This window comes from Bacillus sp. FSL R5-0709, assembly GCF_038004785.1.
Classification (GTDB): domain Bacteria; phylum Bacillota; class Bacilli; order Bacillales; family Bacillaceae_G; genus Bacillus_A; species Bacillus_A mycoides.
In genome coordinates this window covers 1670750-1692055 of record NZ_JBBORT010000001.1, presented here as the reverse complement: position 1 = coordinate 1692055, position 21306 = coordinate 1670750, and the positions used below count along the sequence as shown (strand labels likewise).

The 21306-nt window shown below is 34.5% G+C and carries 19 protein-coding genes; 5 read left to right on the top strand and 14 right to left on the bottom strand.

The window, feature by feature from the left end; all coding sequences use genetic code 11:
• Window positions 1-115: 115 nt before the first annotated feature.
• The 6 genes from MKX37_RS08765 to MKX37_RS08740 form a co-directional block, all read right to left on the bottom strand.
• Window positions 116-586 (bottom strand): MarR family transcriptional regulator, encoded by a 471-nt coding sequence (locus MKX37_RS08765; protein ID WP_001030885.1) that lies wholly within the window; start codon window positions 584-586, stop codon window positions 116-118.
• Between the two features lie 161 nt (window positions 587-747).
• The gene (locus MKX37_RS08760; RefSeq protein WP_078421915.1) at window positions 748-1680 is read right to left on the bottom strand and encodes a response regulator; all 933 of its coding nucleotides are present in this window, start codon (window positions 1678-1680) and stop codon (window positions 748-750) included.
• Window positions 1681-1682: 2 nt separating this feature from the next.
• Entirely contained in the window at window positions 1683-2981 is a 1299-nt protein-coding gene (locus tag MKX37_RS08755) for a sensor histidine kinase (RefSeq protein ID WP_098632145.1), read from the bottom strand.
• Window positions 2982-3044: 63 nt separating this feature from the next.
• On the bottom strand, window positions 3045-4757 hold the full coding sequence (malS, locus tag MKX37_RS08750) for an oxaloacetate-decarboxylating malate dehydrogenase (RefSeq protein WP_002012227.1): 1713 nt from the start codon (window positions 4755-4757) through the stop codon (window positions 3045-3047).
• A 74-nt stretch (window positions 4758-4831) separates the two neighbouring features.
• Window positions 4832-6271, bottom strand: coding sequence for an aspartate ammonia-lyase (gene aspA, locus MKX37_RS08745; RefSeq protein WP_002012229.1), 1440 nt, complete (start codon window positions 6269-6271; stop codon window positions 4832-4834).
• Between the two features lie 24 nt (window positions 6272-6295).
• The gene (locus MKX37_RS08740; protein WP_002086365.1) at window positions 6296-7567 is read right to left on the bottom strand and encodes a cation:dicarboxylate symporter family transporter; all 1272 of its coding nucleotides are present in this window, start codon (window positions 7565-7567) and stop codon (window positions 6296-6298) included.
• Between the two features lie 378 nt (window positions 7568-7945).
• Here MKX37_RS08740 and pyrH point away from each other — a divergent pair, with 378 nt between their 5' ends.
• A complete protein-coding gene (gene pyrH / locus MKX37_RS08735) occupies window positions 7946-8686 on the top strand; it encodes a UMP kinase (protein ID WP_002168682.1) in 741 nt (246 codons plus the stop codon).
• Window positions 8687-8742: 56 nt separating this feature from the next.
• On the opposite strand, the gene cls is transcribed toward pyrH, so the two are convergent.
• The 6 genes from cls to MKX37_RS08705 all read right to left on the bottom strand — a co-directional run bounded on the left by cls (window position 8743) and on the right by MKX37_RS08705 (window position 15183).
• Window positions 8743-9954 (bottom strand): cardiolipin synthase, encoded by a 1212-nt coding sequence (gene cls, locus MKX37_RS08730; RefSeq protein ID WP_078421917.1) that lies wholly within the window; start codon window positions 9952-9954, stop codon window positions 8743-8745.
• A gap of 129 nt (window positions 9955-10083) precedes the next feature.
• Complete coding sequence (locus tag MKX37_RS08725; protein ID WP_002086373.1) at window positions 10084-11229, bottom strand: ABC transporter permease; 1146 nt, start codon at window positions 11227-11229, stop codon at window positions 10084-10086.
• Window position 11230: 1 nt separating this feature from the next.
• On the bottom strand, window positions 11231-12340 hold the full coding sequence (locus tag MKX37_RS08720; protein ID WP_078421918.1) for an ABC transporter permease: 1110 nt from the start codon (window positions 12338-12340) through the stop codon (window positions 11231-11233).
• 36 nt (window positions 12341-12376) lie between these two features.
• Window positions 12377-13315 (bottom strand): ABC transporter ATP-binding protein, encoded by a 939-nt coding sequence (locus MKX37_RS08715; RefSeq protein WP_002086377.1) that lies wholly within the window; start codon window positions 13313-13315, stop codon window positions 12377-12379.
• A gap of 124 nt (window positions 13316-13439) precedes the next feature.
• The gene (locus tag MKX37_RS08710; protein WP_078203058.1) at window positions 13440-14540 is read right to left on the bottom strand and encodes a sensor histidine kinase; all 1101 of its coding nucleotides are present in this window, start codon (window positions 14538-14540) and stop codon (window positions 13440-13442) included.
• 4 nt (window positions 14541-14544) lie between these two features.
• Window positions 14545-15183 (bottom strand): response regulator transcription factor, encoded by a 639-nt coding sequence (locus tag MKX37_RS08705; RefSeq protein WP_002012250.1) that lies wholly within the window; start codon window positions 15181-15183, stop codon window positions 14545-14547.
• A 219-nt stretch (window positions 15184-15402) separates the two neighbouring features.
• On the opposite strand from MKX37_RS08705, the gene MKX37_RS08700 reads away from it, so the two are divergent.
• From MKX37_RS08700 to exsE, 4 genes are read left to right on the top strand one after another with little or no spacing between them, the layout of a single operon-like run.
• Entirely contained in the window at window positions 15403-15948 is a 546-nt protein-coding gene (locus MKX37_RS08700; protein WP_309439211.1) for an RNA polymerase sigma factor, read from the top strand.
• Window positions 15945-16388, top strand: coding sequence for a hypothetical protein (locus MKX37_RS08695; RefSeq protein ID WP_002126705.1), 444 nt, complete (start codon window positions 15945-15947; stop codon window positions 16386-16388). Before MKX37_RS08700 ends, MKX37_RS08695 begins: the two co-directional genes overlap by 4 nt.
• Window positions 16381-17451: a hypothetical protein gene (locus MKX37_RS08690; protein WP_002126704.1), complete on the top strand. Its 1071-nt coding sequence runs from the start codon at window positions 16381-16383 to the stop codon at window positions 17449-17451. Before MKX37_RS08695 ends, MKX37_RS08690 begins: the two co-directional genes overlap by 8 nt.
• The gene (gene exsE, locus MKX37_RS08685) at window positions 17448-18404 is read left to right on the top strand and encodes an exosporium protein ExsE (RefSeq protein WP_002126702.1); all 957 of its coding nucleotides are present in this window, start codon (window positions 17448-17450) and stop codon (window positions 18402-18404) included. Before MKX37_RS08690 ends, exsE begins: the two co-directional genes overlap by 4 nt.
• A 30-nt stretch (window positions 18405-18434) precedes the next feature.
• On the opposite strand, the gene MKX37_RS08680 is transcribed toward exsE, so the two are convergent.
• Entirely contained in the window at window positions 18435-19682 is a 1248-nt protein-coding gene (locus tag MKX37_RS08680) for a DUF445 domain-containing protein (RefSeq protein WP_002086386.1), read from the bottom strand.
• Between the two features lie 153 nt (window positions 19683-19835).
• Window positions 19836-21173 carry a D-serine ammonia-lyase gene (locus tag MKX37_RS08675; protein WP_050000190.1) on the bottom strand — a complete coding sequence of 446 codons (1338 nt, stop codon included), beginning with the start codon at window positions 21171-21173 and terminating at the stop codon, window positions 19836-19838.
• Window positions 21174-21306 lie beyond the last annotated feature (133 nt).

Below are 21306 nucleotides of genomic sequence, written 5' to 3'. Positions count from 1 at the left end.
TCCTTATCAACAAAACAATAACTCCATTTTGTTTCCCTGTCAACAAAATTATAACAATAAAAAAGGCGGTCCATCCTTGGACTGCCTGCCGTTTCATTTTTATTTTTTGAATAGATTACGACTTAATATGTACACCTTGTTTCTTTATTTCTGTATCCAAATGTCTACTATACTTTTCCACGAAGCTAAGTATACTATCAAATTCTTCCTCGGTTACTTGATCAAACACAACTTTATCCCGTTCTTCAAACTCTTTGTGCAGATCCTCATGTATTTTATAAATTACTTTCCCTTGTTCAGTAAGCCTAAAATAGATTTCTTTCTTATTATCCGACTTCTGATAACTTTCGATAAGGCCTTTTTTTATAAGTTTTTTAGTTATTCTACTTATGGCACCGCGAGTCATATAAAAGGACTCCGCAAGTTTTGTCACGTTAGAATCTACATTTTTTTCAATGTATTCGATACAATGTACTTCAGAAGAATTATAACCCTTAAGACTGTCTTCCATCTTATCCTTATTAAGCCAAACAATCTTATTATATAAGTCCCTGAAACCCACTATGACCTTTTCTTCTTTATTCATGTCCTGTCCTCCTCCCCGTTGGTGCATTAACAATATTATATTTATTTTTTGTTTCTATTCCAACTCTAATTAAAAAAGAGAGTCAAAAGCATGTTAAGCACCAAGAAACTCAATGTCACTTGAACAAGACTTTGTCTACAATCTGAAACACTTATCTCTTTTCATTCTATCTCCATCAACCGTTTTGCCTCAAAATACAACACTTGAATAAACTTCTTCGTATTAATACGTATATGACCAGAAGCCGCTACTTCATCTTTTGTCATTTCTGTCATCCGTTTTCTAACTATAGTAAAATCAAAAAATTTCGGAGCATAGCTTTCAAATTTCGGATTCGAAAAGTCTGTTAACCCAAGGGAAGCTAAGTGATTTAACGATTGATAAATCGCCCTTCTTACCCTTTGCTCAGATGCTTTTTTCTCTTTATCAATATCCGTATCTAAAGCTACATCTCCTAATTTCCTTATTGTAATATGATGGAAAATATCTTTTAACGCAGGAAATCCAAATTCAAATGTTTGTGCTTTTTCTTGTCCATATAAATATTCCAACATACTAAGCAAATCTTTACTTCCATTCTCTCCTGCAATACCGAGTTCTGATAATAAATAGCGCCCTGAATCTGCTATTCTTTTTCCTTCTTGCATTGGCTCATTTCGAACTTGCGGCTGTTCCCACTTAAAAACGTTATTCAATGATTTTTGAATATCATGTATAGAGCGCTCTAAACGAATACGTTCCATTACTTTACGTACAACAGACATAACCTCAATTTTATTCAATGGTTTTGTAATATAATATTCAACACCAAGTGTATACGCCTCACCAATAAGCTGTTTCGATTCAACTTGAGAAATCATAATGATTTTCCCTGTAAAAGAGGATGCAATATGGCGAACTGTTTCAATCCCATCTCGCATTGGCATTAATAAATCAATAAATAAAATATCTACTTTTTTAAAATTTAGTTGATCCGCTTCAATAAAAGCTCCATCTTCCGACTCTCCAATTACTTCCCCAAGATCGCCATCTTCAATAATTTGTGAAAGCATGGAGCGGAAAACTTCATCATCATCTACGATATAATAAAACAACTTTATTCTCCTTCCCGCTTTAAACTGCACTCTGGTAAACAAACGATAAACTTACACCCTCCGCCAGTTTCTCGGTCTTCTAATCTCACTTCTCCACCTAGCTCTGTTACCATTTCGTTTATGTAAGAAAGTCCAATACCTGTTGAAGGTGTTCCCGTTTGATCATACTTTGAAGTAAATCCTGGCTTAAATACTAATTTCTTATACTTCTGTGCAATACCAGGACCATCGTCAATTACTTCAAAGAATATATGTTTATCTCGTTTATATAGCTTAATAATAATGAGACCTCTACCCTCAATTGCTTCAACTGCATTTGCAACTAAGTTATTAAAAATGGATAAGACCGTATACACATGATATTCTGCATGCTCACCTTCTATATGTTCCGAAAAACGTATATCTTTTTCTAACATTTCAGCATACTTCGCATTAATTCTTACAATCATTTCCGCTAATTCATGTCCTTCTACATACTCAGCCACATTTTTATCTAATAACAGTTTAGATAGTCCTGCAAAAATTCTTTGATTATCCTTTTTGATTTCGTGCACTTCTCCTGCTATTTTTAATGCTGTTTTGCTATTTAAATCATCGTTCGCTTGTAAGTTTCGATATAGTTGATATGCTTCTTGTGTAATTAACTCAGCATTTTGTAACGTTTTTTTCAAATGGACAGATTCCACATATAAATTAGAGAGGTACATTAACATATTTTCATTTTCTTTTCGAACTTGTGATTCTTTTAACTTCGTTTCATATAAGTTCATCATATTTAAAAAACCAAGTGCAAAGAAACTACGGAAAATAGCAATAATAATTAGTTTATTCACTTCAGAAACTGTTATCGTTGTCCCCAGCACTAACATATGATAAAACGCAAGTTCAGACATACTTGCGATAATTTCAATTGTAATTCCAAGACATCCTATCACAATTGGCTTCTGATGAAACTTATTCACCCTACAAAGCGAAAAAAGACTTCCATAAATAAAATAATAAAAGAACACAGGATAACGCAAATAAAATGATTCTGTCATATGGAATGAACCTTGCAATACCCAGTCAAGACATACACGAAATAAGACTACAGATATACCTACAAGAATACCTGCAGCTGCTGCTGGCACTCTTCTTAAAAATAGTAATAAAAAGAAGAAAAGCGGTGTCCCGAAACTAACACGAAACATATCATTAAAAGGATGAAAATTCAGCTCTCCAGCAATCGGAACAACAACCATTAATATAATTAAAAGATACATATCTTTCTTCCATAATTGATTCCAATTCAAAGGTGCCACTTCCTATGCTTTTTTCAATTGTAAAAGTGAAAGCCCGCTTATAATTATAAACGGGCTTTATTTCTATATTCTAACCTTTTCTACCGCTTTTATTTGGCGATACTCCGGTTCCCATATTGCTTCTTTTACTGCAATCTTAATATCGTCATCACTTAAGTTCTCTCTAGCAACACCTTCTGCAACTGCAACTTTCGCTACTTCAATCGCAACCAGTTCAGAGATATTACGTAACTCTTCAACTTCTGGCAAAATAGGCGCTCCTGGCTGACTTGTATCTACCATACTTGCAACTGCTTCTGCTGCTGCTGCGAACATTCCATCCGTCATGACGCTTGCACGAACAACAATTGTACCAAGACCTAGTCCTGGGAAAATAAGTGCGTTATTTGACTGTCCAATCACATACGTTACACCGTTATATGTAACCGGTTCAAACGGACTTCCTGTTGCAACTAATGCTTTTCCTTCTGTCCACTCGATTAAATCTGCTGGTTTCGCTTCAGCAAGTGGCGTTGGATTCGACATTGGTAAAATGATTGGTCTTTCTACGTGAGAAGCCATTTCTTTAATAATTTCCTCTTTAAATGCGCCTGCAACAGTAGATGTACCAATTAAAATTGTCGGTTTTACATGTTTCACAACTTCAGCAAGTCCGATAGCATCATTTTGTTTCCAATCACTTACTTCAGCTTCTTTTCTTGCATATGGAATTTGGAAATCAAGAAGATCTTCCATATTATCTGTAACCAACCCATTACGGTCAATACACCAGAAACGATTATGTGATTCTTCGTCTGATAAGCCGACACGAACCATTGCATCTCTTACTTGATCTGCGATACCGATTCCAGCCGTACCAGCACCAAACACAACTACACGGTGTTCACTTAACGGTACACCAGAAGCTTTTACTGCCGATAATACAGCAGCAAGTGAAACTGCCCCTGTACCTTGAATATCATCATTAAATGTACAAACGTCATGACGATATTTATCTAAAATTTTTCGTGCATTTCGAGAACTGAAGTCTTCCCAATGTAGAAGTGCTTTCGGGAATTGTTTATTTACCGCTTGAACAAACGTATCAATAAATTCATCGTAAGCTTCACCTGTTATACGAGGGTGACGATTTCCAATATAAAATGGATTGTTTAATAATTCCTCACGATTTGTACCTACATCTAAAATTACCGGTAATACACGGCTAGGATCGATTCCAACTGCGGCCGTATATACAGCCAATTTCCCGATTGCGATGTTAATTCCACCAACACCCCAATCACCAATTCCTAATATACCTTCTCCATCCGTTACAACGACTAAATCAATGTTTTCAGCTGTTGCACCGATATTTGCAAATGCATCTTCAATACCTGATGGATCGTTAATTGATAAATAAATGCCACGTGGTTTACGGTATTCATGACTATATCTTTGAATTGCTACACCTACAGTTGGTGTATATACAATCGGTAACATTTCACGTAAATGCTCTGTTAAAATACGATAAAATAACACTTCATTTCGATCATGTAACGCTGTTAAGTATACATTCTTTAATAAATCATCCGGCTGAGAACTAAATTGTTCATACGCTCGGCGTGCTTGTTCTTCTAACGTTAAAACCGCTGGCGGTAATAACCCTTTTAAACCTAACTCTTCTCTTTCCTCTTGTGTGAAAGCTACCCCTTTATTTAAAAGTGGTGTTGATAATACTTCTGCTCCTCTTAATGTTGTTTCTAATGCACCATTAGAAGCCACTGTAAACTTACTCATAACATCCCTACCTCTATTCATATATAGCATTTCTATATTGTAAACAAAAAAGAGGGGATTGTCCCCCTCTTCTTTTAATTTTTCTTTAAAAGAGTTGCTCCTGCAATCCCTGGGTGTGTCATTTCGAATGGATCTAGAATTAACTCTAATTCTTCTTGTGACAATACACCATTTTTCACACATAGTTCTCGAACGGATTGCCCTGTCGCAATTGCTTCTTTCGCAACGCGAGCTGCTGCTTCATAGCCGATATGAGGGTTCACGGCTGTAATAATTCCTACACTCTTCTCAACGTACTCTTTTAAGCGATCTTCATTCGCTTCAATTCCTTTTAAGCAATTATCTGTAAAGGCACGGAAACCGTTATTCATAATGCTAATAGATTGAAGTAAGTTGAAAACAAGTACTGGTTCCATAACATTTAATTCTAATTGTCCTGCTTCTGAAGCAAGGCAAATTGTATGGTCGTTACCAATTACTTGGAACGCAATTTGATTAATTACTTCTGGCATAACAGGGTTTACTTTCCCTGGCATAATAGATGAACCTGGTTGACGAGCTGGTAGCATAATTTCCGCTAATCCAACGCGTGGACCTGATGCCATTAGACGAAGGTCGTTCGCAATTTTAGACATGTTCATCATACATACTTTAAGTGCTGCAGATACTTCAGTGTACGCATCCGTATTTTGAGTTGCATCTACTAAATCTTCTGCACCAACAAGTGGTAGTTCACTAATTGTAGCTAAATGTTTTACAACTGCTTCAATATATTCTGGATCTGCATTTAAGCCTGTACCAACTGCAGTTGCTCCCATATTTACTTCATATAAATGTTGACGTGATTGCTTGATACGTTTCATGTCACGTTCAAGTACGCGGGAGTATGCTTTAAATTCTTGTCCAAGACGAATTGGCACAGCATCTTGTAAATGTGTACGACCCATTTTAATAACATGATCGAACTGTTCTGCTTTTAATTCAAATACATCATGCATATAACCCATTGTTTGTAATAAGCCTTCTAATGCATTTAATGTTGCAATATGAATCGCTGTTGGGAATGCATCGTTTGTTGATTGTGCCATATTTACATGACTGTTTGGACTAATATAATCATAGTCTCCCTTTTCCATTCCTAATAATTCAAGGGCACGATTGGCAATGACTTCATTTGCGTTCATATTCATTGAAGTTCCTGCACCACCTTGAATTGGATCAACGATGAAATGATCATGCCATTTCCCCTCAAGGATTTCTTGTGATGCTTCTGCGATAGCACCACCCTTTTTCAATTCCAATCTTCCTACATCTGCATTAGCAAGTGCTGCCGCTTTTTTTACAATTGCTAACGCTTTAATTAAACCTTCATGGACTTTGTATCCTGTAATCGGGAAATTCTCCACTGCACGCATTGTTTGTACACCGTAGTACGCGTAATTTGGTACTTCTTTTTCACCTAAAAAATCTTTTTCAATTCGTACTCCATTTTTAACTTCAGTTAATGTTGCCATGATTACTCACTCCTTAACAATCTCTTACGCTGCTTTTGTTTGTTTGACCGTTTCTACATATTGTTTTGCTTTCTCATCATCGAATTCGCCTTCCCACTTCGACATAACAATGGCAGCTAATGCATTTCCTAATACATTGACAGCTGAGCGAATCATATCTAAAATGCGGTCAATTCCCGCAATTAATGCGATGCCTTCTAGCGGTAAGCCCATTGATCCTAACGTCGCTAATACAACAACGAATGATGCACCCGGAACTCCCGCCATACCTTTGGATGTTAACATGAGAACGAATAATAGCGTTATTTGCTCCGTCAGTGACATGTGTACACCGTACATTTGTGCAACAAACAATGCCGCTAACGCTTGATAAATAGCCGATCCAGTCAAGTTAAATGTATAACCTGTCGGAATTACGAAAGAGGCAACTGCCTTTGGACAACCGAACTCTTCCATTTTTCTCATTATATTAGGTAAAACAGCTTCTGAACTTGCTGTCGTAAATGAAAGAATAAGTTCTTCTTTTAAAATTTTCATTAATGTAAAAATATTTACTCCAACCATTCGCGCATTAATACCTAATACAATCACAACGAATAGTATAACAGTTACGTATACAGCTAGCACTAGTTTTCCTAAAGGAAGTAGTGTTGCTACACCAAATTTTGCAACCGTAACAGCAATTAATGCGAATACACCAAATGGTGCGAATTTCATCACTTGATTTGTAACCCAGAACATCGCTTCGAGCACACCTTCAAAAAAGTTAAAAACAGGCTTTCCTTTTTCTCCGATTGCTGCAACTCCTAAACCGAATAGTACTGAGAAGAATATAATCGGTAATAAGTCACCTTGTGTAATAGACTCAAATATATTTTTCGGTACAATATGAACAATCGTTTCTGCAAAGCCTTTCTTCTCTGTTGCATCTGCTGTTTGTTTATAAGAAGAAATATCACTTTGCTGTAAATTACTCATATCAACGCCAGTACCTGGTTGGAATATATTTGCTGCAAGTAATCCCATTAAAATAGCAATCGTCGTAATAATTTCGAAATAAAGAATTGTCTTACCACCCAGTTTCCCAAGCTTTTTCATATCTCCTACACCAGCTACCGCAACAATTAATGCTGAAATAACAATCGGTACTACAATCATCTTAATTAAGTGAATAAATATATCCCCAATTGGTGTGATATAAGAAATCGCCGTTTTATTGCCATAAAAGACTGCCCCTACTACAATCCCTAAAACAAGCGCGACAAAAATTTGTGTTGCCAATCCGAATTTTTTCATTTATGTTCATCCCCTTCATGCGAACGCTTTCAATTTGAATTTATAAAAGCTACTCACACATCATATAAGCCAACCTACAAAATCATACAAAAACCTACAAGTTTGTCACAAAAAATTCAAATTTATTTCTTATAATATTCATTGACACTTTTTTATAAAAAAGAAATAAAATAACCTTGATAAAACATCAGATTATTTCGTATAATCTAAAAGATATACGTATTCTAAATAAATGGGGATGAAAAGGAGTGGATGTTATGAAAAATCACGTGAAGAAGTTCATCATATCTATTTCTTTTCTATTTCATTTTCTTACGAAGGAACAAAGGCATTCGCCTTTGTTCCTTTTTTATTGCAATCTATATAGGGGGAATTGTTATGAAACCATATAAACGCGTCTTAATTAAACTAAGTGGCGGCGCACTTGCTGATCAATCTGGAAATAGCTTTAACTCCAAACGATTAGAACATATCGCAAACGAAATAATATCCATTATTGACCTAGATATCGAAGTATCCATTGTCATCGGCGGCGGTAACATTTTCAGAGGTCATCTAGCTGAAGAATGGGGAATTGATCGTGTAGAAGCTGATAATATCGGTACGCTAGGTACGATTATTAACAGCTTAATGCTTCGCGGCGTTTTAACAAGTAAAACAGATAGAGAAGTACGCGTTATGACTTCCATCCCTTTTAATGCAGTAGCTGAGCCATATATTCGCCTACGTGCAGTACATCATTTAGATAACGGTTATGTTGTCATATTCGGTGGTGGTAACGGGCAACCATTCGTTACAACAGATTACCCAAGTGTACAAAGAGCCATTGAAATGAATAGCGACGCCATTTTAGTCGCAAAACAAGGGGTAGACGGTGTCTTTACAAGTGATCCAAAACATAATAAATCAGCGAAAATGTACAGTAAACTGAACTATAACGATATTGTTAGGCAAAACATACAAGTAATGGATCAAGCAGCTTTATTGCTTGCTCGAGATTATAATTTACCGGCACACGTCTTTAACTTTGATGAGCCTGGCGTTATGAAAAGAATTTGTTTAGGTGAACATGTTGGGACGTTGATTAATGATGATGTTTCGATGCTTGTGCATGAATAATAGTTATTCCCATCAAAAAAGGGTGTCCTTTATAGACACCCTTTCTTCCTTAATCATCATAAATAAAAATCAACCAATCCCGCAAATTTCTCCTTACAACGCTCCCAAAAAGATAACTTCTCAAAAAACTCTTTCGTCATTTCTTTCGAGTCATGAAAATCTTGTGTTAACGCCTCATTCACTTCTGATACGATAGATCCACCATGAATATACAAATTCATCTCATCATTTATATAGAAACTTCGTGCAGTTATGTTCGTTGTACCGATAACAGTTAGTTCATTGTCAATCAGCATTAACTTTCCATGAAACATACCTTTTTTATAACCATATACCGTAATCCCGTTATTAACAGCTTGACGAATATAAGGATACGCCGCCTCTTTAATGAGAGGAATATCTGGTTTATATGACCATAGTATTTTCACTGTAACACCACGCTTTTGCGCCCCAATTAAAGCATTCATTAATTCTTTATTTTTCGCTATAAAATAAGGCGTTGTAATTACAATCGAATGCTTCGCTTGTTTTATTAACTTTATATATTTTTCAGCGACGTGATGTCCATTGTAGCTAACCATCGTATGTAATGTATTCCCTTTACTCGCTTTATTCGTACTTCTTTTTATATGTTCTTTCGTATCTCGTTTCCAATCTAAAGCGAATTGCTCTTCTAAATCTTTTGCTCCTTCTCCTCTAAGCCGCACATGATAGTCACGCCAATATCCAAATCGCTTATCTTTCCCTAAGTACTCATCCCCCATATTAAAGCCACCCGTATAGCCAATCTCCCCATCAATTGTCGTAATACGACGATGATTACGATGGTGAAGTGAATAAAATCCGAATGGCAATTCAGGTTTTCTACTATATGTAAAATGTACACCACTTTCCCGCAATTCATTTTTCATCTTTCTTTCAAATGATAAATCATTAATGCGATCAACCGATAAATATACGTTTACTCCTTCTTTCGCCTTCTCCTTTAATAAGTTTAAAAAAGTATGGCTACTTTTATCATCCGATAAAATATAAAAATAAGTGTAAATAGATCGCTTCGCTTCACTTATATCAGTAAATAACTGTTTATAAAACGACTTCCCTTCCACATATAATTGAAAGTCACTATAATGAGGTGCATACTCTGTCGGCATGTTTTTCCCGGCTTCCATTTTCCTTCCGAGCGTAACGTCAATATGCATCCAAATTAAAATAACAACGAAAATAGCAATAATAATAGAAGTAACTCGCAATATCTTTTTAATCATTTGGATTTCCTTCCGATCATATTACTTACTATTTCGTAGTGTTTCATTAAATTACTTTTTCATACGAAATGTCTTTCTTACTTTTATTTGCGAATACAAAAAGGTGTGGCATTGCGCCACACCTTTTCATTAAATGAAGTTCCTCGCATCATTATTTCTTCCAAACTTATAAATAGCAATTAAGAAGAATGCTATCGCGAAAGCGAATAAAATTAAAATATTTAAATACAACTCAGAAAATGGAATGCCTTGCTGTAGTTTTGAAATCGTATCTAGTAACCAACGCTGCGGAAGGAAATCAGCTACTTTTTGTACTGCTTTCGGCATAATGTCGTACGGGAAATAACATCCAGCAAGTAAACATGTTGGTACTATTACTATATTTTGCATTGCATTTGAAGCAGTTGAACTTTTTGAAAAAGACACAATGACTAACGATAAACCAATTGCAATTAAAGCGAATATCATAAGCACACCAATCATAACTATGAAAGGCATATTTATAGTTGTGTGAAAAACATTCGTCATAAAGAATACTGCAATTACAATTTGTACTGTTAATATCATCATATTTACTGCGACATTAGATAATATAAATTTCTTTCCGTCAATCGGCGTTGATAATAATCTAAAATACGTTCTGTTCTCTTTTTCTTTTAAAATAAATCCTGATAAGTTCACTGCTGAAAATAACATAAACATAATAAGATAACCCATCGTTTGATTTGTCATATCTTTATTTTTTGAAGTATCTTCAAGTGTCTCAGACTTTACTTTAAATGAACTTTTTTGATAACCCGCGTACATACTATTAAACGTACTTTGATCGGCCCCTGCCACTTTACTAATCGCAGCGATGTTATCAACATAGTTATATAAATACGATTTTATAAATCCTGTTACTTGATCGCCTTTAATCGATGAAATCTCAATATGACTCGGTTTCCCTTCTCGAACACTTTCAGAAAAGCCAGACTGTAATGTAATAACACCATCAAGTTTTTTTGAAGTGAGTTTATCTTCCACTTCAGATTCCTTAATTTTACTAACATTTACATGATTGAGTCCTTCTAAAAATTTCACTGTATCATTTGCGATAGGTTGATTTTCTTTATTTATAACCCCAATATTTAACGTTCCTTGCCCTACATTCCCATATATCGAAAAGGAAATGAGCGTTCCTATTATCGGCAAGCTAATAATAATGAGTAACCCCTTTTTATTTTTCAGAAGCACAGATAACGTTTTTTGTATGAGCCATAAAATATCTTTCATACTATAGCCCCTCCCGTCTACGTAATGCAATAATCGCAATTAATAAGAAGATTGCTGAAATCCCAAGATTTAAAGATATTACCGGCAGTGCCGCTCCTACATCATTTGCATAAATAATTTTCATAATAGCTGTGTTTGCCCACGTTAATGGTGATAAATTCGTAACGGAATTTTCTTCCACTACGAAATACGCACCACCAAAAATAGACGCTAATTGCACAACAACCATAATAATCGCTCTAGATGCCTCACCTGTTTTTGTAATATATCCGATTCCTAAACCGAAGCTAATTGCTAAAAAGACTTCTGTTAGTAAAATAATAAATATGATTCCAATATGGTCGCCCCAATTCGCTTGAAAAACAAATTTACTAAATAAAACGACAAGTAATAGACAAAGTGCATTCGCTACAAGACTACCGAGCACTTTCCCAATGAAAATTTCAGCCTTACTTATAGGTGCTGCAATTAAACGATCTCCTGTTTTACGTATTCGTTCTCCTCGAATTAAAAAACTCGCCCCCATTGCAGCGTACAGTGCAATCATCGTCGTCATTACAACCGCATAGTAATCCATAGAACCTGGTTTTTTAGCAGCTTGTAAAGATGTTTCTTTAATATAATCATTATGATTTCCGTTTGAAATAACTGCGCTAACCTTACTCGGATCTACTTTTGCAACTTCGGCCACTACGTTGTACTTATCAACAAATGTTGTAAGCATGCCTTCCACAATACTTCCCTCAATACTACTTTTGTCACTTCCATAAAATTTTGCACCATCTTTATTTAACTCTACATAAGCAGCATATTTATTTTGCTTCACTTCTTCTTTCCCATCTATACCTTCGGAAGCTTTTTTAAAATGAATACCTGATTTATCGACTTCTTTCATAAATGCTTCAAATGATTGAGAAAACGTGCTACTTGCTTCATCTTTATATAGCACTTGTATATCCTTAAACGATTGACTATCGCTATTAAATGCATTCGTTAACGCTGTTCCTAACACAAGCATAAGTACAATTGGAAATGCTAACATAAAAACTAAAGTTCTTACGTCCCTGAAATCTCTTTTAATGTGCATCACTGCAATGTTAAAGATGTTCAATTGATGAACCTCCCTTTACCTTTTCTTCATTTACCGTTATTTATCTCGTAAGTTTCTTCCAGTTAACGTAAGAAATACTGTTTCTAAGTTTGGAGCCTGCTCCTCTAACGAACGAATTTCAATGTCATGATTAATGAAATGCTGAATAATTTTATTTAAATTATTTAATCCTGCATCCGAGTTTACCTTGATTACGTTCTCTTCAATTTGAACAGCTTTCACACCATTTATCTCTTTTAAATTTTCTACATCTAAATTTTCTACTGACTTTACTTCAATCCAAATATCTTTCGTATCTGTAATAATCGCTTTTAACTGTTCTTTCGTTCCTTCTGCAATTACTTTACCGTGATCGACAATTGCTATTTTCGTACAAATCTCTTCTACTTCTTCCATGTAGTGACTCGTATAAATAATCGTACTTCCCATTTCATTTAATTTTCGGACAGACTGAAGAATGTAGTTCCTTGACTGCGGATCAATTCCAACTGTCGGTTCATCCATAATAATTAACTTCGGTCTATGTGCGATTGCACAAGCGATATTCAGTCTTCGTTTCATCCCGCCAGAAAAGTTTTTTGGGTAACTTTTATGTTTATCACTAAGGCCTACAAATTGAAGTGCTTCCTCTACTCTCGCTTTTAGCTCGGCTCCTCGTAATCCATACAATCCAGCAAAGAATTTCACATTTTCATAGGCAGTTAACTCTTCATAAATCGCAATATCTTGCGGAACGATACCAATATTCATTTTCGCAAATCGATTATGTTTCTTTATATTTTTTCCTAATATGCTAATTTCACCTTCATTACTTCTTAACAAACCAGCAATCATATTAATCGTTGTACTCTTACCAGCACCATTCGAACCTAAAAAGCCAAATATTTCTCCTTCTTTAATAGATAAAGACATATTATCTACCGCGATGAAATCACCAAATTTTTTCGTTAAATTTTTAATTTCCAATGTGTTCATCATTTCACCCCTATTTCGGTTTCTCTGCTTTTATTATAAACAAAAAGAATGAACCTGCTCAGTGCAGAAGTTCACCCTTTTCACATGAGATTATTCACTTTTTTCATATGAGATGATTCATCCCTCATATCGGCAACAACATCGTTACTGAAAAACCACTTGTTCCATCTACAATAATTTTTCCGTTTACAGACGCTGTTCGCTCCTCCATCCCCATAATACCGAGGCCTTTCTTAACAAGAGCTGCACCTTTACCATTATCCTTCACTTGTACTTTCACCATCTTGTTCAGTACATGAATATCTATTGAAATGACTGTCGCATCAGCATATTTCATCGCGTTTGTTAGTGCCTCCATAACATTTTCACCAATAATCTTCCACTGAATTGGTGAAATCATATCTAAGTTCCCTTTATATACGAATGGAATATTTATATCATGCTTACCAGCAAATTCCTCTATGAATAATTTCATACGATGAATACCAATTTGCTCAGTTGGTGGCTTCATATTTTTTAATGTAATCCGAATGCTTTCAATTCCATCTTTTGAAATATGAATGGCATTTTGTAATAACTCCGCAGATTTTTCTTTATCTATTTCCATTAATCTCTTTGCTGCTTCCATTTGAATTAGTGCACCTGTCATTGAGTGACCGATTTTATCATGAATTTCTTGAGATAGTCGATTTCTTTCCTCTAATTTAAATGTGTATTCAGATTGCCTTATGTAATCTTTATTTTCATTTAAGCTTTTCGTAAGTCTTTGTATGTCTTTTCTCATTTTATCATTTTGCATTTCTAGTTTTAATAATCGTGCTATATAGCGATGAGCTATCGTTAAGGAAAAAAAACAAAATGCACTAATCAGTCCATACGTCATTTGAATACCTTCACCTATAAAAATAATAGGAAGAATCATAATGAAAAAGATTAACCATTTCTTTTTTATGTAATAATTTGCAATTTCATATAAGTTCAAAGGTAAAAACAAAATAAAAAACGGATGAACCTTCCATGTAAATAACATAACTACGCCAATTGACACACAAGTTAATATGTTTTTGTACGTATCTTTTTTAAATATAGAGATCAACACATTGACAGAAAGATATAAAAGCAAAGTAAGTATAATCCACGGTAAGTTCGTAACATTTAAATGAATGTAGCTAAACACTATATATAAAAAGACAATAAGTTTACTTACAGTTAACCAAAATTCCATAACATTAATCTACTTTCCCTGTTAAGTAATAAATCGCAATTTGTGTGCGATGTTCTAGTCCAGTTTTCCCTAAAACTGATGTAATATAATTTGCAATCGTTCCTTCAGATATGAAAAGTTGCTTCGAAATTTCTTTATTTGAGAAACCTTTCGCAATTAATGCGATAATACTAAGCTCTCTTTCTGTGAAAAGGCTCTTATCAATTTTAGATTCTTCCTCTTTACTTTCCATTAAATTAGACTTAATTTTATCAAGCACTACATCTTGCATAACAGTTTGACCGTTATAAACTCCTTTTATCGCATCACGAATACGCTCCGGATCATTATTTTTTAATAAATAACCTTTCGCTCCGTTTTTTACTGCGTCCAAAATATATTCATCATCATCAAATGTCGTTAAAATGAGAGGCTTCGTTTTTGTCTCTTCACAAATTAACTTCGTCGCCTCTACCCCGTTCATGTTTGGCATACGAACATCTAAAAGCGCGATATCAACTTCATACTTTTTACAATACGCTACAGCTTCTTTTCCATCATTTACGGTATCTAATACTTCAAACTCTTCATATGTATTTAAAATAATTTTCATACCTTCTCTAATAAAAGAATTATCATCGGCTATTAATATTTTAATTTTCATGTTTGTTAGTATGGACCTTATCCTACTAACATTCACATCCTTTCTCCATGTAGCATTTCCTCTTTGCTCATTATATACTTCTCTTTACCATTTTTTCACACCTTTTTCATATAGCCCTCCTGCTAAAAATATATTATTCTTTTTTTATAACATGTGTAGGGTGACTTATCATTTCTTACGTCTATATAATAGAATGCGTCAAAAAGGAGGGAGAGACCGATTGAGGAAAAACAATTAGTTGCAAAAGCACAGCAAGGAAGCGAACATGCTTTTCGTATCCTTGTACAAACATATCGTCATTATATTTTTCAAGTTATCTTTTCCATTTTAAGACATGAAGAAGATGCTAAAGATGTTACACAAGAAGTATTCGTAAAAATTCACGCCTCTCTCCAAAATTATCAATTTCGCGGATTAAAAACGTGGATGGCACGTATTGCCACCAATCACGCTATTGATTATAAGAGAAAAAAAGCTAGAGAAAACGAAGAACTCTCCTTATGTAAAGAAACTGCGGAAAATATAAAAGCCTCTCATAATATCGAGGCTTTATTATTGACGAAAGAGCAAAAATTACTCATTGCTCAAAAACTGCGAGAACTTCCCGACAATTACCGTGACGTCGTTCTCGCACATTACTTAGAAGAAAAAAGTTATCAAGAAATTGCTTTGCAAGAAAATATTGAAGTGAAAACAGTCGAAATGAAACTGTATCGGGCAAGAAAATGGATTAAAAAACATTGGAAGGAGGAAGAGTTTCTATGATGCATTATTCAAAAGAAGATTGGCGCAATTATACATTAGATGTTATATCAAACAATGAACGTGAATCTATGGAAGAACATCTTTATGAATGTGATCATTGTTTAGCACTTTATATGGAAAGTATTGATGAACAACACGAAAACCTTCCAATGATAAATGATGATTCATTTACGAACGAAGTTATGACGCAAATTAATTTTGAAACGTTACAGCCTAATGAAAATATAAAAACAAACTCACTAAAGCGCACAATTATTCACTACATAATTGCGACTGCGGCTACAATTATTTTTATGGTAAGTGGTTTATTCCAGTATATTTTCACAGCGACATCAAATTTCGAGAAATCTTCAAAACATAACGAGTCTTCTATCTCACAACAAATTGTAAACAAATCGGTAGACACATCAAAAAAGGACGGAGGTTCAAAGCATGAATAAAAATCCCTTTTTAGCACTTGTATTAGGGCTAATTCCTGGGCTTGGACATTTATATTTAAAGAAATTCGGACGATTTATTTTATATAGCGGAGGGGCTTTATTTCTATTTATCTTTGCAGCATTTTGTACAATAGCATTAGGAGCGCGTGATATTGCTTTTCTTTCTCTATTTTTACTAGTCGTGTTATGGGCGATCAATTTATTAGATTTAGTTATCACTATTATTAATCAATCGAAAAAACAAGCAGCCGGAGAATTTACAGAGTCCTCTAAAGAAAGTGAACGATTTTATATCATTCTTCTATCAATCATTCCTGGGCTTGGTCATTTTCAATTAGGACTTATGCAACGCGGACTTACATTTTTAGTCGCTTGCACAGGAATCGGAAGTATGATTATATTCGTTGCACTCTTAACATCTCAAGGAAGTTTCCTTATCTTCCTTATTACGTTACCTGTTTTATGGATTTATAATTTCTTCGATGTTGTTCAGCAACTACAGAAAAAAGAACGTGGCGAGCAATTAGTTGATCGTACTATTTTTGAAGACTTTGAAGAGCACCGAGAACAAGGAAAGAAAAGTAAAACATTTGCTTCTATTTTAGCGATGTTCCCTGGAGCAGGACATATGTATTTAGGCTTACAACGCCGTGGTCTTCAGCTTATGGCAGCCTTTTTACTATCCATTTATTTACTCGATTTATTAAGACTCTCTGCGTTTTTATTTTTAGTACCAATCATTTGGTTTTATAGCTTTTTTGACACATTACAGCAAACAGCCAAATACGGAAAAGAACGCGTACATGACGAACCTATCATCGACTATTTTATAAATCATCAAAGATGGATCGGTATCGGTTTAATTACACTCGGTGGTTATTATTTATTAGATCAAACAGTCCTTCCTATTTTGAATGATTATTTTGTAACTATATTTAATATTCATCTTAGCGAACTATATTATCGCTATTTCCAAACATCTATCGTTGCTCTCCTTTTAATTGGTGGCGGCTTTAAACTGTTACTTGGAAATAAAGAAAACAAAGGTGGTACAAACGAATGAGAACATGGCGCGTTGGAACATTCTCAATGGGGCTTTCCATTATTACATTAGGTTGTTTCTTACTATTTTCAGTTATGAAAGGCACTCAAGTATTGGATACATTAACAGCATGGTGGCCTGTTTTACTTATTATACTTGGCGCTGAAATTTTACTATACCTTCTATTTTCTAAGAAGGAACAATCATTTATTAAATATGATATTTTTAGTATTTTCTTTATTGGAGTTTTAGGAAGCGTTGGAATTGCTTTTTACTGTTTATTATCAACTGGATTACTAGAAGAAGTTCGTCATTCTATTAACACAACTAGGCAAACGAGTAATATTCCAGACGGACAACTTGATATACCTGAATCTATCAAAAAAATCGTAGTGGATGCGGGGCATCACCCTCTAACGATAGAGGGAAATAATACAAATCAAATTCATCTTTTTGGAACATATGAAATGACGACAAAGGCAAATGAAAAACCTAATTTAAAACAAGAGGATTTCCTTTCAGTTCAAACGGCTGGAGAAACGATGTATATAACGTTAAAACCATTACCGGTTCAGCATACGTTTTTTAACTTCGCACCACAGGTGAAACAAACACTCGTTCTTCCGCAAAATAAAAATGTAGAGATCCGCGCTTCGAATAACGAACTATCTCTTTATCCAGGTCAATTACAAAATAATTGGTTTGTACAAAACAGTTCAAACGTATCTGTTCATTTAACTAAAGAAAGTGATGTTTCTTTAACAGCCGTAACAAATCAAAAAGAAACTCACGGAAACACACCTTGGGAACAAGTAGAAGATTTAGCGAAAAAAGAAAATAATTCTTCAGAAGAAAATCCAGAATTAAATGGGCAAGAACATTGGTATAAAAACTCGATAAAAACAGGAAATGGAACGTACAAATTAAATATTGAGAAAGCTTATAATTTAAATATGAGCGTTATCGAAAAATAAGAAACCTTCCACAATTGTGGAAGGTTTTTCTCATATAATCGCTTTTATTCCTTCTAAAATTAATCCAATCATAAAACCACAAACAGCCCCGTTCACACGAATCCACTGCAAATCTTTACCGACATTATTTTCAATCATTTCGATTAATGTTTTATCATCTAACTTATCAAGGTTTTCTTGCACAAGCTTTCCAATTTTCGAATGATTCTTTTCAACAATAGTAACAACTTGTTTTTGTAACCAATCTTCTATTTTTTGAACAGTCAGTTCGTCTTCTTTTATTTTATTCATTTGTGTTTGTAAGAATGGAACAACATATTTATCAGCAAATTCTTCATTCTTCACAAAGGTAACTGCCCTACTCTGTACTTGCTCTAGCATTTCTTTTATTTTGTCTGTAGCATCCCAATTTGCAATCCATTTTTCTTTCCACTTCTCTAATTCCTGTAATAAAGATTCATTTTCTTTTACATTTATAATCTCTTGACGAATTTTCGCTAATATAAGTTGTCTTGTGCTATTATCTGCATCTTGTAAGCTGTTAATATTACTAATGATAAACTTCTGCAAAATGCCGCCGATTTTATCTTCATCTACAATATTCATAAATGATTTCAAAGTAAACTGCAGGAATCCATCTACTTTTATGTTTTCCATCGCCTTCATACCTAAGCTTCCGAGCTGATAACGTGCTTCATCTTGAGCCGTCCAATCTTTCACTTTTACTAATATGTAATCAAGTGTTTTTTCATCATATTCTTGCACTACTAATTGATCCACGAGAACTTGTAATATGTTACTTGTGTTAATTGTATGCAAATACGTTTTTAATTCTTTTTCAATAATAACTGCTAATTTTTCTGTATCTATTTGAAGAATCGCTTTCTCAGCAATTGTTACAATTCCTTTTTTCACAGCGTCAGACTGTAACTCTTTCTCAGCAATTTGCAGTACCATTTGTGCTAGCTGCATTTCTTTTACTTTACTTGTAATACTTTCTTTCGTCAGCCATTCATTTTCTAACGTAGAAACGAGACCCTTTGTTACCCGTTTCCGATTTTTAGGTAATAATGCTGTATGTGGAATTGGAATTCCCAACGGATGACGGAATAAAGCTGTAACCGCAAACCAATCTGCAAGTCCACCAACTAACCCAGCTTCAAATCCCCCTTGAATAATCTCCCCAGCTACCGTTCCTTGAAAAGGGATGGAAGCCGCAAAACCTACGCCCATAACCCCAAGCGAAATACCCGCTATATATTTAGTCTGTAATGACATCGTATACACATCCTCTTATTATGTAAAATAAAGCTTTTTGTTATTTTTATTCGATATTAGCAATCCTTTATATCTATACTATAAAGAACTAGTGCGAAAATAACAAAGAATTTTATGTACATGAAAAAAATGAGGCTGTAAATAGCCTCATTTTTATTTACACGTTAATTCCAAACCTTTCTTATAATACCCATTCATCACGTCTTCCGGAACCATACTCCCACCAGTTCCCCACACAATATGAGTACCTTTCTTCACCTTCTCTGTTAACTGTTGTTTTTGTAAATACTCATTTTCAGCTTTACATACATTCAACGGCCCTATCATACCCGCTAATGCAGAAGGCTCTAAATAAATATTTTCAGTATCAGCCAGTTCTTTTAATAATCTATATAACTCTTCATCACTTACTGTATAATTTCCACTCAAAAATGGTTCCATCGTTTTACCGACAAATCCAGATGGTCTTCCTACTGCAAGCCCATCCGCATCAGTTACATTGTCAATCCCGATATCTTGAACGGCAATTTTATCGTGAAGCCCTGTCATTAAACCGAGTAACATACACGGAGAGTGCGTAGGCTCCGCAAAGAAACAGTGCACATTGTCTTTGTACAATAACTTTAAACCAAATGCTACTCCGCCAGGCCCGCCACCTACCCCGCACGGAAGATAAACGAATAAAGGGTGCTCTTCATCTACTACAATTTCTAACTCTTCTAATTGTTTTTGTAAACGTGATGCTGCTACTGCGTATCCTAAAAATAAATCATGTGAGTTTTCATCATCAACAAAATAACAGCTAGGATCTGCATCTGCTTGCAGTCTTCCTTCTTCTACTGCTTTACTATAATCAGCTTCATATTCAATAACGTTTACACCTTTACTTCTTAATAAATCTTTTTTCCATTCTTTTGCGTCTGCCGACATATGAACAGTCACATTAAAACCTAATTTCGCACTCATAATACCGATGCTAAGCCCTAAATTGCCAGTAGAACCTACTGCAATTGAATACTTCGCAAAAAAACCTCTAAATCTATCACTATCTAAAATTGAATAATCATCTTTCCCTGTTAACATTCCATACTGAAGTGCCAGTTGCTCTGCATGTTTCAGCACTTCGTATATTCCGCCTCTAGCTTTTATTGATCCTGATATCGGAAGCCCGCTATCACATTTTAATAGTAATCCCCCTAAAATAGGTTGCCCATAACTTTTCTCTAAAGATTGTTTCATAGAAGGTATTTTCACTAAAGGTGATTCTATAATACCGCCTGTTTCCTTCGTTTCAGGAAATACTTTCGCAATATATGGTGCAAAACGCTTTAATCTCTCTTCCGCGTCTTTTACATGTTCTTCATTAAGTGGCGAATTTTTTATTGCTGTTTCATACTTTTCCATATTCGGGTTTATCCAAAATACTTCTTCTGTTGCGATTAAGTTATTTACTAGTGGATATTGCTCTTTTAATGCCTCTATCTCCTTCATTCCTCTTCCTCCTCATATCCTTGTAGATAGCCATATAATAAATTATAATTAAATTAATTTTAATATAGTTTAACATAAATAATTCATTTTAGTTAATTTAAATTTAATTTATTTAAATATAATTTAATAATTA

What these genes read in the sequence shown, in the direction of transcription:
- MKX37_RS08765 (WP_001030885.1), bottom strand. Translation starts at nt 586, where the DNA reads ATGAATAAAGAAGAAAAGGTCATAGTGGGTTTCAGGGACTTATATAAT.
- malS (WP_002012227.1), bottom strand. Translation starts at nt 4,757, where the DNA reads ATGAGTAAGTTTACAGTGGCTTCTAATGGTGCATTAGAAACAACATTA.
- aspA (WP_002012229.1), bottom strand. Translation starts at nt 6,271, where the DNA reads ATGGCAACATTAACTGAAGTTAAAAATGGAGTACGAATTGAAAAAGAT.
- MKX37_RS08740 (WP_002086365.1), bottom strand. Translation starts at nt 7,567, where the DNA reads ATGAAAAAATTCGGATTGGCAACACAAATTTTTGTCGCGCTTGTTTTA.
- pyrH (WP_002168682.1), top strand. Translation starts at nt 7,946, where the DNA reads ATGAAACCATATAAACGCGTCTTAATTAAACTAAGTGGCGGCGCACTT.
- cls (WP_078421917.1), bottom strand. Translation starts at nt 9,954, where the DNA reads ATGATTAAAAAGATATTGCGAGTTACTTCTATTATTATTGCTATTTTC.
- MKX37_RS08725 (WP_002086373.1), bottom strand. Translation starts at nt 11,229, where the DNA reads ATGAAAGATATTTTATGGCTCATACAAAAAACGTTATCTGTGCTTCTG.
- MKX37_RS08715 (WP_002086377.1), bottom strand. Translation starts at nt 13,315, where the DNA reads ATGAACACATTGGAAATTAAAAATTTAACGAAAAAATTTGGTGATTTC.
- MKX37_RS08710 (WP_078203058.1), bottom strand. Translation starts at nt 14,540, where the DNA reads ATGGAATTTTGGTTAACTGTAAGTAAACTTATTGTCTTTTTATATATA.
- MKX37_RS08705 (WP_002012250.1), bottom strand. Translation starts at nt 15,183, where the DNA reads ATGAAAATTAAAATATTAATAGCCGATGATAATTCTTTTATTAGAGAA.
- MKX37_RS08695 (WP_002126705.1), top strand. Translation starts at nt 15,945, where the DNA reads ATGATGCATTATTCAAAAGAAGATTGGCGCAATTATACATTAGATGTT.
- MKX37_RS08690 (WP_002126704.1), top strand. Translation starts at nt 16,381, where the DNA reads ATGAATAAAAATCCCTTTTTAGCACTTGTATTAGGGCTAATTCCTGGG.
- exsE (WP_002126702.1), top strand. Translation starts at nt 17,448, where the DNA reads ATGAGAACATGGCGCGTTGGAACATTCTCAATGGGGCTTTCCATTATT.
- MKX37_RS08680 (WP_002086386.1), bottom strand. Translation starts at nt 19,682, where the DNA reads ATGTCATTACAGACTAAATATATAGCGGGTATTTCGCTTGGGGTTATG.
- MKX37_RS08675 (WP_050000190.1), bottom strand. Translation starts at nt 21,173, where the DNA reads ATGAAGGAGATAGAGGCATTAAAAGAGCAATATCCACTAGTAAATAAC.